The organism is Photorhabdus heterorhabditis, assembly GCF_018448905.1.
GTDB classification, from domain to species: domain Bacteria; phylum Pseudomonadota; class Gammaproteobacteria; order Enterobacterales; family Enterobacteriaceae; genus Photorhabdus; species Photorhabdus heterorhabditis.
Genome location: NZ_RCWA01000001.1, coordinates 57,070 through 72,262, shown reverse-complemented (window position 1 = coordinate 72,262; position 15,193 = coordinate 57,070). Strand labels below are relative to the sequence as shown.

The 15,193-nt window shown below is 43.7% G+C and carries 15 protein-coding genes and 1 pseudogene; 1 reads left to right on the top strand and 15 read right to left on the bottom strand.

Annotated features, from left to right (window positions below; translation table 11 throughout):
- Window positions 1-94: 94 nt before the first annotated feature.
- From pttA to EAE89_RS00335, 5 genes and pseudogenes are all read right to left on the bottom strand, one after another.
- Window positions 95-298, bottom strand: coding sequence for a phototemtide A NRPS accessory protein PttA (pttA, locus tag EAE89_RS00350; protein ID WP_235525392.1), 204 nt, complete (start codon window positions 296-298; stop codon window positions 95-97).
- 253 nt (window positions 299-551) lie between these two features.
- A pseudogene (locus EAE89_RS23395) lies at window positions 552-728 on the bottom strand (ISKra4 family transposase); the annotation flags it as partial.
- Between the two features lie 364 nt (window positions 729-1,092).
- Complete coding sequence (locus tag EAE89_RS00345) at window positions 1,093-1,836, bottom strand: amino acid ABC transporter permease (protein ID WP_054476382.1); 744 nt, start codon at window positions 1,834-1,836, stop codon at window positions 1,093-1,095.
- Window position 1,837: 1 nt separating this feature from the next.
- The gene (locus EAE89_RS00340; RefSeq protein WP_054476381.1) at window positions 1,838-2,575 is read right to left on the bottom strand and encodes an amino acid ABC transporter permease; all 738 of its coding nucleotides are present in this window, start codon (window positions 2,573-2,575) and stop codon (window positions 1,838-1,840) included.
- A 70-nt stretch (window positions 2,576-2,645) separates the two neighbouring features.
- Window positions 2,646-3,482: an ABC transporter substrate-binding protein gene (locus tag EAE89_RS00335; protein ID WP_054476379.1), complete on the bottom strand. Its 837-nt coding sequence runs from the start codon at window positions 3,480-3,482 to the stop codon at window positions 2,646-2,648.
- An 85-nt stretch (window positions 3,483-3,567) separates the two neighbouring features.
- On the opposite strand from EAE89_RS00335, the gene EAE89_RS00330 reads away from it, so the two are divergent.
- A complete protein-coding gene (locus EAE89_RS00330) occupies window positions 3,568-3,705 on the top strand; it encodes a hypothetical protein (RefSeq protein ID WP_188093360.1) in 138 nt (45 codons plus the stop codon).
- A gap of 71 nt (window positions 3,706-3,776) precedes the next feature.
- Here the strand turns inward: EAE89_RS00330 and phoU are convergent, their stop codons facing one another.
- From phoU to EAE89_RS00275, 10 genes are all read right to left on the bottom strand, one after another.
- Window positions 3,777-4,496, bottom strand: a complete 720-nt coding sequence (gene phoU, locus EAE89_RS00325; RefSeq protein ID WP_054476375.1) for a phosphate signaling complex protein PhoU — start codon at window positions 4,494-4,496, stop codon at window positions 3,777-3,779.
- A 14-nt stretch (window positions 4,497-4,510) separates the two neighbouring features.
- Window positions 4,511-5,281: a phosphate ABC transporter ATP-binding protein PstB gene (pstB, locus tag EAE89_RS00320; protein WP_188093361.1), complete on the bottom strand. Its 771-nt coding sequence runs from the start codon at window positions 5,279-5,281 to the stop codon at window positions 4,511-4,513.
- Window positions 5,282-5,314: 33 nt separating this feature from the next.
- On the bottom strand, window positions 5,315-6,199 hold the full coding sequence (gene pstA, locus EAE89_RS00315) for a phosphate ABC transporter permease PstA (RefSeq protein ID WP_054476373.1): 885 nt from the start codon (window positions 6,197-6,199) through the stop codon (window positions 5,315-5,317).
- A 1-nt stretch (window position 6,200) separates the two neighbouring features.
- Window positions 6,201-7,157: a phosphate ABC transporter permease PstC gene (pstC, locus tag EAE89_RS00310; protein WP_214085233.1), complete on the bottom strand. Its 957-nt coding sequence runs from the start codon at window positions 7,155-7,157 to the stop codon at window positions 6,201-6,203.
- A gap of 102 nt (window positions 7,158-7,259) precedes the next feature.
- Window positions 7,260-8,300, bottom strand: coding sequence for a phosphate ABC transporter substrate-binding protein PstS (pstS, locus tag EAE89_RS00305; protein WP_149616859.1), 1,041 nt, complete (start codon window positions 8,298-8,300; stop codon window positions 7,260-7,262).
- A gap of 179 nt (window positions 8,301-8,479) precedes the next feature.
- Window positions 8,480-9,811, bottom strand: coding sequence for a two-component system sensor histidine kinase EnvZ (gene envZ / locus EAE89_RS00300; RefSeq protein WP_054476368.1), 1,332 nt, complete (start codon window positions 9,809-9,811; stop codon window positions 8,480-8,482).
- Entirely contained in the window at window positions 9,808-10,527 is a 720-nt protein-coding gene (gene ompR, locus EAE89_RS00295) for an osmolarity response regulator transcription factor OmpR (RefSeq protein ID WP_054476366.1), read from the bottom strand. Before ompR ends, envZ begins: the two co-directional genes overlap by 4 nt.
- Before the next feature lie 1,199 nt (window positions 10,528-11,726).
- Window positions 11,727-12,920 carry an MFS transporter gene (locus EAE89_RS00285; RefSeq protein ID WP_214085165.1) on the bottom strand — a complete coding sequence of 398 codons (1,194 nt, stop codon included), beginning with the start codon at window positions 12,918-12,920 and terminating at the stop codon, window positions 11,727-11,729.
- A 22-nt stretch (window positions 12,921-12,942) separates the two neighbouring features.
- The gene (locus tag EAE89_RS00280) at window positions 12,943-14,124 is read right to left on the bottom strand and encodes a cysteine desulfurase family protein (RefSeq protein WP_054476363.1); all 1,182 of its coding nucleotides are present in this window, start codon (window positions 14,122-14,124) and stop codon (window positions 12,943-12,945) included.
- 46 nt (window positions 14,125-14,170) lie between these two features.
- A complete protein-coding gene (locus EAE89_RS00275; RefSeq protein WP_054476426.1) occupies window positions 14,171-14,887 on the bottom strand; it encodes a hypothetical protein in 717 nt (238 codons plus the stop codon).
- Window positions 14,888-15,193 lie beyond the last annotated feature (306 nt).

Below are 15,193 nucleotides of genomic sequence, written 5' to 3'. Positions count from 1 at the left end.
ATTTTCCTATGACGGGAAAGATGCCTAATATAGTAACTGACCGCCCTTCTGAAAAATTGTACTTATTAGCCGAATCCGCCTTTTCTAATTTATTTCACTGCAAACTTTTTAGCCTCATATCTTTCCAGTTACTCTCTACAAGACTCAAACAATTCTCACGTTTTTCTGGTCCGTAGATAACTTGCCAACCAGTAGGTACTGCAATGAATACAGGCCATAGTGAGTGTTGATTTTCATCATTTATTAATACAAAGAAATCAAGAGATTCATTTTCAAATGGATTGCTCAAAACATAAATCCTCAGTTTGGTTCATGATTAAAAAATCTTATATGTTAACTTTGGCAAGTCAATAAAAAATATTTATTTCGTGACAAAATCCACATTTATGATTATTTTTATTTTAAAAAAAGTTGAAATACACAATGAAATAAAAAACCAACTGCAAAGACACATATTGAATAACATATTATTCATATCATATAATCTAGTGATTAGTTTTCTCTTTTGTTATTAATTGGATTAAGGAGAGCATAAAAAACGTGGAGCATGACTATGCTGTAATCGTTGCGGTTAAATGGTTTTCTGTTTCTTCTCCCAATTTTATGCCCCGATACCAATGCTCAAATTGTACCTCTAGCTCACCGTTTAATACGGACGTTCACGTTTGCAATGAATAATGATCGCCTTGTTGACTCCATTGCATTTGTTGCTGATAAAGCCTCTTTTTGTCTCTCTATACCCAATGGATTTCAAGATGGATCGCGACGGCAAGGGAGCGAATCCCCGGGAGCATAGAGAACTATGTCGTAGAGAACTATGTAACCGGGGTGAGTGAGTGCAGCCAACAAAGAAGCAACCTGAAAGATAACAGGTATATACTTTGGCCCGTTGAGCTGGCTCTGATGTAGACATAACGCATGTTTCCCTTAGAGATTAACTTTTAGTCGGTTAAATCTAAAAAGATTATTTATCCTGTTATTTCCACAGATTTTTCTTATTTTCATAAAATTCTTAATTTATCTAATTTAAAAATTCCCCTATCGTTAAAATAGGGAAATTATGCCTTAGATATAGATAATTAAAGAGAAAAACTAATATTGGGACGCCAAAATTAATTTTTCTTTCCGCCAAAAACGAAAAAGGGACATTTTTCGACGTTGTAGTGAGAAACGACGTACAATATAGTTTGCGGTCAACTCCAGTGCCAAACACATCACAAAGTAAATCAACGCAACAAATAAAAATACTTCTGTCGGGTAAACCATACTGCGGTTATTCACTTGAGTTGCTAAGAATGATAATTCCGCCACACCAACAATATACGCCAGAGAAGTATCTTTTATTAGAGCAATCCATTGGTTAATAAAGGAAGGCACCATCATGCGTAACGCCTGAGGCAAAACAATGTGCCAAAGCACCTGCCAGCGGTTGAAACCCAATGATAATCCAGCTTGCCACTGACCCGCACCAATCGCAATAATGCCCGCTTTCACACCATGCGCCAGATAAGCAGAGGTGATCAATGCCAAAGCACAAACCACGGTAGTGATTTCAGGGATTTCCATACCAAGCACCACCGGCAACAGGAAGTAAGTCCAGAAAATCAGCATAATAACGGGAATTGCACGGAAAAAGCCCAATACTGCGGCTAACAGGTTAACCCAGAAGCCTTTCAGCATTGCCAGAGCAACACCTGCAATCGTACCCAATACCACTGAAATCGCACCAGCCATCAGGCTAATCACTAGTGTCAACGCCGCTCCCTCAAGAGGGCCATCTGGGAATGTTCCTAACAGCAAATAACGCCAATTTTCTGCAATGACTGAAAAATCCATGTTAATGCCCTCTCGCTATGGCTTGTTGCTGACGCCATTGTCCCCAACCCTCCATAATGGCAATGGTGGCAATATATAGCACCGTCGCAACACCAAATGCTTCAAACGTTTTCAATGTTTCAGTTTCTACCTGACGGGAAGCATATGACAACTCAGCGACACCAATCGCCATGGTCAGTGATGAGTTTTTTACAATATTCATGTACTGCCCCAGTAACGGAGGCAGTGCTATCTTCAACGCCTGTGGCAATACCACATAACGCATTGCCTGCCAGCTGGTTAGCCCCAGTGCATGGGCAGCATATTTCTGCCCTCGCCCAATCCCCTGAATACCTGAACGTAATTCTTCCGCCACAAATGGGGCTGAATAGAGAGTCAAGCCAATAAATCCAGCCAGGAATTCGAATGAAGGCCATGCTAATGGTAAACCTAACAGGTTGATTTCATGCGGTGTATTCAACCAGAACATGACTTCTTGCGGCAGTATTTGTCCTGATGCAAAGTACCAGAAGAACAGCTGTACCAATAGCGGTGTATTGCGGAATAAGGTCATGTAAACCGTTACTGACCAACGGAGAATTTTTAATTGGCTGTCACGGGCCGCTGCCAGCAAAAAGCCCAACAACGTGGAGGCCACAACGGTACAAGTGGATATCCATAACGTAATTAGAAAGCCCTGCCAAAGCCATTCCAGATATTGGGGAGCAAGCAAGTGCTCTGTAACAAATAACTCAAACATATCTTACGATTACCAAGTATTACTTATGACAAAACCCCGCAACAAGAAGACGGGGCTTTGTAACTTATCATCAGAATTTAGCTTGCTGCTCCAAAGGCGCAAACTTAAAGTCACCACGCGGCTGAGCTGACTTGGTATCCGAGCCAAACCAACGGTTGTAAATTTTCTCTGCTTCACCCTCTTTTTCTAGTTTCAGCAAAGTTTGGTTCACCGCCTCAACCAAGCGCTCTTCCCCTTTTACAGCAGCTACCGCCTGATATTCACGGGTGATGCTGAAAGGAGAGATCTCAAACTCAGCTTTTTGTGCTGCCGGTACGTTAGCCAGCAGACCTACCAGCTTAGCATCATCCTGAGTGATTGCTTGTACGTTACCGTTACGCAGTGCTGCAAATGCCAAAGGGGTATCATCATAAGAGATCACTTTTGCAGTCGGATAATGCTCACGCAGAGTAATTTCCTGTACCGTGCCTTTATCAGCACCAATACGTAAGTTTTTAATGTCTTCCGAAGATTTCAAAACGCCTTTGCGAGCAATAAATTTTTGCCCGGTAGCGAAATAAGGGATTGAAAAATCAACCTGTTTAGCACGTTCATCAGTGACCGTAAAATTGGCGGCAATGAGGTCAATTTTCTTTGATGCCAACAACGGTAAACGGTTTGCTGGGTTAGTTGGACGCAATTCCAGTTTCACACCAAGGTCATTCGCAATTGCGTTGGCAATATCTACATCATAACCCGCCAATTTTTTGGTTTGCGGGTCAATAAAACCAAACGGTGGATTACTGTCAAAAACGGCGATCCGCACTGAGCCAGCTTTTTTAATATCATCCAGTTTATCTGCCTTCGCAACACCCGTAACCAGTGCTAATCCGGCCAACAATGCCGTAACAAGAACGCGGGATTTCATTGAACACTCCTGATGGTAATTAATCATTTATTAATCATCACAAGCTATCAATTTCAATATAGTGCAGGAAATAATAAAAAAAACTATGTTTATAACTATACCCGTCATCTTTCAAGTTGCCTCTTTGTTGGCTGCACTCACTCACCCCGGTCACATCGTTATCTATGACATAGTTATCTATGCTCCCGGGGATTCGCTCCCTTGCCGTCGCGATCCATCTTGAAATCTATTGGGTATATAACGAATTATAGAACCAAAAATGCTGGCAAGAAAAATACCAGCATTGTCAGTGAGTTACTTGTTCTCTTTAGTCAACAATCTTTCTAGCTCATCCCCCCCCACATGCCGGAAATCCTGTCCCTTAACATAGTAGAAAATGAATTCACAAATGTTCTGACAACGGTCACCAATCCGTTCAATAGAACGGGCACAGAGCAGCACTGTCAGTACGCTTGGGATAGTTCGGGAGTCTTCCATCATATAAGTCATTAACTGGCGGACAATACCTTCATACTCTTTATCCACCTTTTTATCTTCGTGATAAATACGAACCGCTTCTTCCAGATCCATTCGGGCAAAAGCATCCAACACATCATGCAACATTTGTATGGTATGGCGGCCAAGTGATTCCAGGCTGACTAATAATGGCTGATGCTGATGTGAAAACTTTTCAAGTGCCGTCTGGCAGATTTTTTTTGCCACATCACCGATTCTTTCCAACTCAGCAATTGTTTTCGAGATCGACATAATTAACCGCAAATCACTTGCGGTCGGCTGACGCTTAGCAATGATACGAACACACGCCTCATCAATAGCAACTTCCATCATATTGACTTTATGGTCGTCTTCAATCACTTCGCGCGCCAGTGCTGCATCCTGATTATGCATAGCATTAATCGCTTTGCAGAGTTGCTCCTCCACCAGCCCACCCATTGCCATCAGTTCCGTACGGATATACTCCAGTTCAGCATTAAACTGACCTGAAATATGTTTGTTGAGATTCAGATTGTCCATGTTACGCCCCGTAATCAACCATAACGACCAGTAATATAGTCTTCAGTTTGTTTCTTTTTTGGTGTGGTAAACAATGTGTCTGTATCGCTGAATTCAATCAATTCACCAAGGTACATAAATGCGGTATGGTCTGAACAACGTGCCGCCTGCTGCATATTATGAGTCACAATCACCACGGTATATTCAGATTTAAGTTCACTAATCAATTCCTCAATACGTCCCGTAGAAATGGGATCAAGCGCTGAACAAGGCTCATCCAGCAATAACACTTCCGGGCGGATTGCAATCCCGCGAGCAATACATAAACGCTGTTGCTGACCACCAGACAAACTGTATCCACTCTGATACAACTTATCCCTGGTTTCATTCCACAATGCCGCTTTAGTCAAAGCCCACTGAACACGTTCATCCATTTCTGCTCTTGATAATTTTTCAAACAGACGAACACCAAAAGCGATATTGTCGTAAATAGACATCGGAAAGGGGGTTGGCTTCTGGAATACCATGCCAACTTTGGCACGCAGCAACGCCACATCTTGTTTATCCGTCAGGATATTGTTGCCATCCAGCAAAATTTCGCCTTCTGCCCGCTGTTCACCATACAGTTCATACATCTTATTGAAAGTACGTAGCAGCGTAGATTTACCGCAACCAGACGGACCAATAAAAGCCGTTACTTTGTTCTTTGCAATATTCAACGTAATATTTTTCAGCGCGTGAAATTTGCCGTAATAAAAGTTCAGATCGCGTACCCGAATTTTACTACCAGCAATGTCATTAGCCATGTTCATTCATACTCTCTCTGTTGAAAATATCAGTCAGTGCTTTTTCCTGGCAAACAGCACACGCGCCACAATATTAATGAGTAATACACACAGGGTTATCAATAATACGCCTGCCCACGCCAGGTGTTGCCATTCAGAAAATGGACTCATGGCAAATTTAAAGATAGTCACTGGCAGGTTGGCAATTGGCTGCCCCAGATCGGTACTCCAAAATTGATTGGAGAGAGAAGTGAACAGCAACGGCGCGGTTTCCCCAGCGATTCGAGCGATTGCCAGCAACACACCTGTAATAATGCCGGATACCGAGGCTTTCAGCGTAATGGCTGAAATCATTTTCCACTTAGGTGTTCCCAGCGCATAGGCCGCTTCACGCAGGCTGTCAGGCACCAGTTTCAGCATATTTTCCGTGGTTCTGATAACAATGGGTACCTGTAACAATGCCAACGCAATCACCCCTGCCCAACCGGAGAAATGTTGCATTTTCGTCACAATAACAGTGTAAACAAACAAACCAACGACAATAGACGGTGCCGACAACAGAATATCGTTTATAAAACGGATGACTTCTGCCAGCCATGAACGGCGGCCATACTCTGCCAGATAGATCCCTGCCATTATCCCCAAAGGGGTACCGATAATCGTCGCCCACAGGATCAATAATCCACTGCCAACAATGGCATTTGCTAATCCTCCCCCTTCTGTATTCGGTGGCGGTGTCATTTCAGTGAACAATGCCAGCGACATCCCGTCGAAGCCCTTGGTGACTGTGGAAAATAGAATCCATACCAGCCAGAACAGACCAAACAACATGGTTGCCATTGATAACAATAGAGCGAAGCGATTTTTCTGACGACGCCATGCCTGTTTATGGCTACGTGCATCGGCATTAACAGGCGGTTGTCCATCCATGATTGCCATATTAACGTCCCTCATTCTTCGCCAAACGCATAATCATCAGTTTTGACAACGCCAGCACGATAAAGGTGATCACAAACAGAATCAGACCAAGTTCCATCAATGCTGAGGTATGCAAACCAGATTCTGCTTCGGCAAATTCGTTCGCCAACGCCGAAGTAATACTATTACCCGGCATAAACAGTGAGAAACTATCGAGCTGGTAGGTATTACCGATGATAAAAGTCACCGCCATAGTTTCCCCCAGCGCCCGACCAAGTCCCAACATGACGCCACCAATCACACCATTCCGGGTGTAAGGCAGCACAATGTGCCAAATGACTTCCCAGGTGGTACAACCGATACCATAAGCGGATTCTTTCATCATCACGGGTGTCTGCTCGAATACATCACGCATAACTGAGGCGATATAAGGGATAATCATAATAGCGAGAATGACACCCGCCGCCAGAATACCAATACCAAAGGCAGGACCAGAGAAGAGTTCCCCCACAACAGGAATACTGGAAAGGACATGACCTACCGGCTGCTGGAAATAGGTAGCAAACAGCGGAGCAAAAACGAACAGCCCCCACATGCCATATACAATACTTGGAATTGCAGCCAACAGTTCAATTGCCACCCCAAGCGGGCGTTTCAGCCAATTAGGTGCCAATTCTGTTAGGAACAATGCGATTCCGAAACTGACAGGTACTGCGATAATCAGAGCAATCAATGATGTCACCAATGTACCGTAAATCGGCACCAATGCCCCAAATTGCTCCGCTGGGGCATCCCACTCTTTATGCCAGAGGAAAGCGACACCGAACTGCTGGATGCTGGGCCAGGAGGCGATAATCAGTGAAATAATGATGCCACCCAGCAAAAATAAAGTCATCAGCGCCGCTAGCCGAACCAAAGCGCTGAAAATAAGATCGCTATTTTTACTGGGTGCTTTTATTGCCGTTTTCTGCTCGGCCATAGAGCTTATTCTCATCCGGGTAAACTCCCCCAACGCAAGGGGGAGAAATCAAAACTGCAAATTTAATCGATATTTAATACAGTAACTATCAGAACAAGCAAGTTAGTACAGTGCTTTGCCACTGCTATCCTTCACATGAGTTTTCCAAGCCGCACGAACTTGCTCAACCACTTCTTTTGGCAGAGTTGCATAATCCAGATCATTTGCTTGTTTACTGCCATTCTCATAAACCCAGTCAAAAAATTTCAACACCGCTGCCCCTTTGGCCGCATCTTTCTGCTGCTTATGAACCAAAATGAATGTGGTGGAAGTAATTGGCCAGACATGCTCCCCTAGCTGGTTTGTCAGATCCTGAGCAAATGTTTTATGCCATGCTGCTTTCTTCGCGGCGGCACTAAAACTGTCTTCTGTTGGGCTAACAACGTTGCCATCAGCAGATACCAGTTTGGTATAAGCCAAATGATTCTGTTTAGCGTAAGCATATTCAACATAACCAATGGAGCCAGTCAGACGCTGAACAAAGGCGGCAATCCCATCATTGCCTTTACCCCCTAAACCAACAGGCCAGCTTACCGTGGAACCTGCACCGACTTTCTCTTTCCATTCTTCGTTCACTTTAGAAAGATAACGGGTAAATACAAAAGAGGTACCGGAACCATCAGCACGACGCACTACAGCAATATCCTGTTCCGGCAGTTTTACTCCCGGATTCAGTTTAGTAATCGCCGGGTCATTCCACTTTTTCACTTTACCTAAATAGATATCGCCTAAAGTTTTACCATCTAATATCAATTCACCAGATTTAATACCTGGAATATTAACTGCCAGTACTACCCCGCCGATAACCGTCGGAAACTGAAATAAACCATCAGCAACTAATTTTTCATCGGATAAAGGGGCATCGGAAGCACCAAAATCAATGGTATTTGCCAGAATTTGTTTTACGCCACCGGATGAACCAATGCCTTGATAATTGACTTTATTACCTGTCTCTTTTTGATAAGAATCTGCCCACTTAGCATACACCGGTGCGGGAAATGTCGCACCGGCCCCCGTCAAGCTGGTGGCAGCGAATACAGACAGGGTTGTCAAAGAAAATGTCGCTGCCATTATGCTGGCTACAGTGGTACGCATCAGTTTCATAATCCCTCCTAATGGGATATTCAGAATCAACAAAGAAATGTGTCGTCAGATTAAAAAAGGTGCAGGAGGGAAAATAGATTAGTTTGGTTACAGCAAAATGTCCTAATTATGACACTTTTATGACAGCAAAATGCAAGCTCAGACTGAGGCTGACATAAAACTGTCATCTCCGCAGATCCTTAAAAAGGATCTTCCACAACCGGAATACAGGCACGGATAGATAACCCCCCTTTAGAACTGGCGCCAACTTCAATTTTCCCATCATGCGCATCAATAATCCGCTGAACAATAGCCAAACCTAACCCTGTTCCACTGTTACTACGTGCTCTTTCGCCCCGAACAAATGGCTGAAACAACTGGGGCAAATCTTCCTGTTTAATTCCAGCTCCATTGTCTTCTACTTGAAACCAAGCGAATTTATTTGTCTGACCACTACTGACTTTAATCCAGCCATTACCATAACGATTAGCATTAACCAACATATTCGCCAAAGCCCGTTTAATGGAAATTGGATTCGCGTTAACAGTTATTGGATTAAGCGACAAATTATTTTCAATATCCTGCTCATAACCATTTTCTGCGGAGATAACTTCTTTGAGAATAGAATTAAGTTCACAGAATTCCATTGGCATTTCCTGCCCGGTACGGAGGTAGTCAATAAATTGCTCAATAATGGCATTACACTCCTCAATATCTTTATTAATAGATTCGGACAGATAAGCATCTTTCTTGTTCATCATTTCTGTTGCCAGCCGGATACGAGTCAGTGGAGTACGCAAATCATGGCTTACCCCCGCCATTAATATTGTACGGTCACTTTCCAGTAACTTTATCCCTGCGGACATCTGGTTAAATGCGCGAATAGAAGCACGCACTTCCAGGGAACCCGCTTCTCGCACCGCTGGCATCATAATGCCTTTACCTGTTTGTCTGGCAGCATATTCCATTTCCAGCAAAGGGCGGTTCTGAAAACGGATATAAAGCCAGATACAACCAAACATCAATAATAAAATTGCCAGTATATAGCGGAAAACGGGAGAGAATTGATGTTGTTCGACTTCCGTCAGAGGAACCCTAACCCAAATATCAGGGGCAAGATAAGAATTAAGCCAAAGTATAGGGCTATCTTTGTTTATCTCAAGGCGAAGATCAGCTTCACCACCAAGATATTGACTCATCTTCTCACTCAAGAAATCATAATGCCTGGCCCAGAGCAAGCCTTGCATCTCTGCGTCAGACTCAGAATAGAGCGTAATACCCAGCTCCTGATAAATCTCTCGGCGTACTACCGGTGAGAGCACCAGAAAAGAACCGTCCTCCAGCTTCAACTTCTCAGCCATTAAGGTGCGAACTTCATACGCTAATACTTTATTGAACTGCTGCAAGCTTGGCATGATAACGAAATTTACAATAAATAAATAACTACTGACTAAGCTGATGAACAGCATAGCCATAACCAAGAATAAAGTACGGGTAAACGTACTGCGAGGAGAGAATCGCAATAGTTTCATACACAGCTTCCGTCAGGCACAAAAACATAGCCCAAGCCCCAGATGGTCTGGATATAACGGGGGTGTGTCGGATCTTCTTCAACCACACGGCGCAAACGTGAAACAAGAACATCAATGGATCGCTTCATTGTGCTATATTCCCGACCAAGGGCTAGATTCATCAACTTATTACGGGACAGCGGCACACCAGGAGAAGAAACCAGCACTTTCAGCACGGCAAATTCACCACTGGTCAATGGTATATGTTCATCTCCCTGAAACATTTCTCGAGTACTCAGATTGAGACTGAACTTACCAAAATTAATAATTGGATCATCCTCAGTAGGTACACCCAGTAATTTATTCGCCTGACGGCGTAACACCGCCCGAATACGAGCTAACAACTCACGCGGATTAAATGGTTTCGGAATATAGTCATCAGCACCAATTTCCAACCCAACAATACGATCTACCTCTTCACCTCTTGCTGTCACCATAATAATCGGCACCGGATTATTTTGGTTTCTCAGTCTTTGACAAACAGAAAGACCATCTTCTCCAGGTAACATTAAGTCCAACACGATTAAACTAATAGATTCCCTTGTCAATAAGCGGTCCATCTGCTCCGCATTAGCAGCACTAAGTACCTGAAAACCTTGTTCTGTCAGATAACGTTCTAATAACATTCGCAAACGCATGTCATCATCTACTACAAGGATTTTATTACCTTCTTGCATTATTACACTCCAAAATACCACATGCTTTTATAAATTTACCATTATGAAGAAGATTAAACCAAATATAGAGATCAAGTATATATTTTAAGTCAATTAGTTATCTATGCGCCCGGGGATTCTCTCCCTTGCCGTCGCGATCCATCTTGAAATCCATAGGGTATATAGCTAATAACTACAATCCAGTAAGCGACTACCCCGCATAAGAATCTTTGCGGTAATTTTTTCATCGGCCAGTTTACCAATCCGTGCTCTGGCTACCGGGGAATCAATAGAAATCCACTTGTTAATGGGATCAAATTCATCGGATAGGCTAAACGAAAAATATTTTCTGCTTCATACTCACCAAATAACCGGGCCTGCACACCAACACCGTTTTTTCCTTTCCAATAGGAACTGATCGGCAATTTTCAGCGCATCCCGTTATTTGTCCAAGAATCATATCTGCTGATCGATTTCTCTTAATCTTTTCTTACCATAGTAAACAATATTGAGTATTTTTTCTCCAGAAAAATCTCATGACTTACTCTCATTATCAGCAAACCCACAGCATACATATTATGTAATATGCAGAGTCACAAACTACACGATTTATGTCATCAATATTAGAGATAAACGGCATAATGCTCAGACTTGTAAGAAAATTCTGTTACCAACAGAGCTAACTAAAAATAGCTCGTTGATCCCTCATTTTCCATCCTTAGCCTCTACTTTTACCATAGCGGATAGAATGTCATATTTGCGGTCATACTGCCGAATGAACTCATCAATATTAATAAAGATAAATTCTGAATGACGACTTATTTTCTCGCTGAAATAATATAGCTAAAGAGATGGTGGTGACTGTAACCAGCCAGATATAGCTAATCGAAGGGGCTTATTAATTAACGATTTTTAAAGAAAAATTTCTTCACTAAACAATTTAAATACATAAATATAAAAAATGGTGAAAAAATCAGAAATTAAAAATTAACAATATAATTTTTTAATGATTAATCGGTTGACTATTAACCATGTTATTTTTATCCGGGTATTGACATCCTCCCCCACCTTCGCACTTCGTGACTCAGGAGGGGGATTCCCGTTAGTGGGTGACAGCTGATCGCTCAGATTCCGGTCTGAACGTATACGTATGCGAATATAAGTTTCAGTGCTCATTTAGCACCTAGTACATACTGATTTTTATACTCACTGAATGACCGTTAACGCATTTCACCCTGTGCCATCAGCCCGTCCTTAATGCGGCGAAACCACCGCCCTCCCAATAACGCCACCACAAGCTCAAGAGAAGCTATTGCGGCCAGAACCAGAATAAACAAGATCTTGCCCGAGCTCACTAATATCCACCCTCCTATTACCGGAAATCCAAATATCCCCACAAAGTAGGCGACAACGAACCAAGTTAGGGCCGCATGACGATTCTCAAGAGCAGAGTCGTTTACTGCCCATGTTTGAATGACGGGATACACCAATCCATACCCTATCCCCGTTAACATGCCCGCCGCAATCTGAAACATGGGGTGAATCGGTATGCCTAGCAAGGCTAAAATACCTATGATTAAGCATGACATCAACACGGTGACTAACGGGATACGAGGCATCGTCGATAAACGTCGTGCTAACAAAAGCCGCGACACAACCACGGTTGCTGCATGTACCGCGAAGAATGTACTGGCATTTGCACGAGTTCCTTCGACGAGCGAACTCTGGAACGACATCATTCCAGAGAATACGCCGCCTCCCAGACCTACCATTATGATGGGACGGATCGCACTACTTGTAGCAATCTTCGTTATTTTTTTCACCCAAGGTCTCAGTGATAACTCCTGTTGACCATTGGGTTCCCTGATCCCAAAGGTTGCCAGCAGTAGTGAGGCAAGGATGCCAACGACGCCAACAAAGAGAAACGTTGTTCGGATGGGCATTCCTACCTGCTCAACCGCTACGGCGAGGAGGATGGGACTGCCGCAAATCCCAGCCATTTGAAACGCGCTGAAACGGGTAAACCATTGGCCCCTGTCAGTATCAGTGATACGCTCCGACAACGCCATGGGTCCACTGATATAGAACATTCCCCACCCGAGTCCAATCAAGAATGCTGCGATACGCGGGATGTGACTCAGTTCACTGCTAAAGCCGCCTAAGAGAAAATAACCACAAGACATCGCAAACGCCGCGAGGGCAGCAAGTCGCGATGCTTCCAGTCGCCCGGCAAACCATCCGACCAAAGGAACACCAATCAAGGTGCCGACCAAGGCCACACCGAGAGTCGTCCCAGCGTCAATGTCACTCCCCCCTTGTGACCGAAAATACGCGGAAATAAGAAAGGTGGCGCCATATCCCCCCGCAGTGAACAGGGTTCCGAACAGGAGAAAAAGTGCCGACATTGTTCGCATGAGTCAAACTCCATCTTAATTATCATTGAGTAACGAATAATTTTGGTGCCATAGACCGCAGTTTATTCACCGCTTTTTCCAGACGGAGACAAACATACCGTATCTCGTCCTCATTATTAAATCTGCCCAATCCGAAACGCACACTGGCTTGAGCGAGTGCATCACTGACCCCTATTGCTTTCAGTACATATGACGGCGCCCTGTTAGCAGACGTGCATGCAGACCCAGAGGACAGCGCAACCTCAGAAAGCTCTAGCAAAAGCGAGTCAGCATCGATACCGTTGAAGGAGACATTTAACAGACCGGGAAGGCATTCGGTGGGATGGCCATTTATCCGAACACCAGCCACATTCTCGATAATATACGACCGAAGCAAATCCCGTAAATAACGTAACCTTATCGACTCATCGGTCAAATTTTTCACAGACAGCTCGACAGCACGACCGAAGCCTACGATCCCTGGAACGTTAAGGGTTCCAGAGCGTAAGCCTCGCTCATGCCCTCCTCCGACGATGAGAGGGGTAAGTATTGTGTTTTTATTGCGTGAATTGATATAAAGTGCGCCGATCCCCTTTGGTCCATAAATTTTGTGCGCGGAAAATGAGGCAAGACTGATGTTCATGCGCTGTACATCAAATTCTATTTTGCCGAGCGCTTGCGTGGCATCGGTATGAAGAGGAATATCATGCTCCTTACAGATTGCGCCTATCTCTTCAATTTTTTGTATTGAACCAATCTCGTTGTTAGCAGCCATAATTGAGACCAGATAGGTATCATCTCTTATTGCCCGAGATATTGAGTCTGGGGATACGACCCCGTCGCTTTGCGGCGGTAAATAGGTCACTTCCGTTCCCATTGATTCGAGCCGACTGCAACAATCAAGAACCGCTTTATGCTCAATTGTCGATGTGATGACATGCCCCCTCTTGCCCCGATGTTGAAGGCCCGCGATTGCAAGATTGTTCGACTCGGTCGCGCCAGACGTGAATATAATATCGGAATGACTCATCGCATTTATCGATGTTGAGATCACTTTCCTTGCATCATCAACAGCTTCCATTGCTTTCCACCCAAATGCATGGTTATTGCTGGCAGCGTTTCCATAAGCGTTGGTAAAATAGGGCATCATAGATTGAAGCACATCGGGATCTAATTGCGTTGTAGCGTTGTTATCCAGATATATAGGTCGGGCTAAGTTATACATAATTTTCTACCTTAACAAAGATGAAATTATTTTCTTATTATCTTGACTATATCTGCTGGGCAGTAATTATATCGCCTTTGCTCACATCACCCGCTTCATTAACAAGATTAAGACGGATGGCGGTTGAAACACCGAGCATGTGGCTGAGCTGGAGCCCACGCACATATGCCAAAGCTCTCGACCAGGCGCAATCCTCAAAGAATACCTCCAGAAGAGCGTCTAAGCCTTTGTGATTGCCGGCAGCTTTCTCGAAGTACTCCTTCGTAATTGCTGCACAGGTGAGTTTCTGGGTCGGCGCTTCGTAAGAAGCGTCTGACGTCGGTGGTTTGCCGTCAGCGAGGTTTTTGGACACCATCCGTCGGGTGATAATTTCGGGTATTTCCCCGGAAGCAAGGATGTGAACAAGGTGCTGCCTGGCTGAATCTTCGTGAATAACGCGTATTTCACTGAGCGGAATCTGATATTTTTCCGTTACCGGCAAGAATACATTCCTGATCGAGGTATGGAGATGACTCAAGCGAGGGTTCCGCTTTTGAGAATTAGTGAGGTTTTCTGTCAGGAACTGAAGGCGGAATATCCCATGATGATCGAAAGCCACGGATATCCTCGGCCATTGACCACATTTATCTTGGCTTTGCTTGGCAAACAGCAACGCAGCCTCAAAGGCTTTCAGTTGAGCCTCGACAACTATCTCACCATCTTTATTGAGATAAGCTCGTGAATTCCCCGCCAATATGCTTACGTTAGTTTCTTGCTGATTCATTGTCATCAATATCCTTTTCCATGATGGATCATACGTATAAGAATGACCGCAAGGATCCGTTAATTTTTGGATCGGGGAACGTTCAGAGTGGCAGGTATAACACAGAGAATAATGCGCTCTTTATAACTAAAAGTTCGCCAAATACCGTTTTCTCTTGAAACCCCTGTTATATGAAATAAGAATTTCTTATATCAACAAGAGTATATTTCCCAGAAAAAAAGGAAGGGTAAAGGTTAACGTCTCTTTTTTATTTAAAAGTGGATCTTCGTCTTATTTAGACTGAAAATTAATGTGTCTTTTTATGTA

Coding starts and splice junctions, on each gene's coding strand:
- EAE89_RS00345 (WP_054476382.1), bottom strand. CDS start 1,836: ATGGATTTTTCAGTCATTGCAGAAAATTGGCGTTATTTGCTGTTAGGA.
- EAE89_RS00340 (WP_054476381.1), bottom strand. CDS start 2,575: ATGTTTGAGTTATTTGTTACAGAGCACTTGCTTGCTCCCCAATATCTG.
- EAE89_RS00335 (WP_054476379.1), bottom strand. CDS start 3,482: ATGAAATCCCGCGTTCTTGTTACGGCATTGTTGGCCGGATTAGCACTG.
- EAE89_RS00330 (WP_188093360.1), top strand. CDS start 3,568: ATGTTTATAACTATACCCGTCATCTTTCAAGTTGCCTCTTTGTTGGCT.
- phoU (WP_054476375.1), bottom strand. CDS start 4,496: ATGGACAATCTGAATCTCAACAAACATATTTCAGGTCAGTTTAATGCT.
- pstB (WP_188093361.1), bottom strand. CDS start 5,281: ATGGCTAATGACATTGCTGGTAGTAAAATTCGGGTACGCGATCTGAAC.
- pstA (WP_054476373.1), bottom strand. CDS start 6,199: ATGGCAATCATGGATGGACAACCGCCTGTTAATGCCGATGCACGTAGC.
- pstC (WP_214085233.1), bottom strand. CDS start 7,157: ATGGCCGAGCAGAAAACGGCAATAAAAGCACCCAGTAAAAATAGCGAT.
- pstS (WP_149616859.1), bottom strand. CDS start 8,300: ATGAAACTGATGCGTACCACTGTAGCCAGCATAATGGCAGCGACATTT.
- envZ (WP_054476368.1), bottom strand. CDS start 9,811: ATGAAACTATTGCGATTCTCTCCTCGCAGTACGTTTACCCGTACTTTA.
- ompR (WP_054476366.1), bottom strand. CDS start 10,527: ATGCAAGAAGGTAATAAAATCCTTGTAGTAGATGATGACATGCGTTTG.
- EAE89_RS00285 (WP_214085165.1), bottom strand. CDS start 12,920: ATGCGAACAATGTCGGCACTTTTTCTCCTGTTCGGAACCCTGTTCACT.
- EAE89_RS00280 (WP_054476363.1), bottom strand. CDS start 14,124: ATGTATAACTTAGCCCGACCTATATATCTGGATAACAACGCTACAACG.
- EAE89_RS00275 (WP_054476426.1), bottom strand. CDS start 14,887: ATGAATCAGCAAGAAACTAACGTAAGCATATTGGCGGGGAATTCACGA.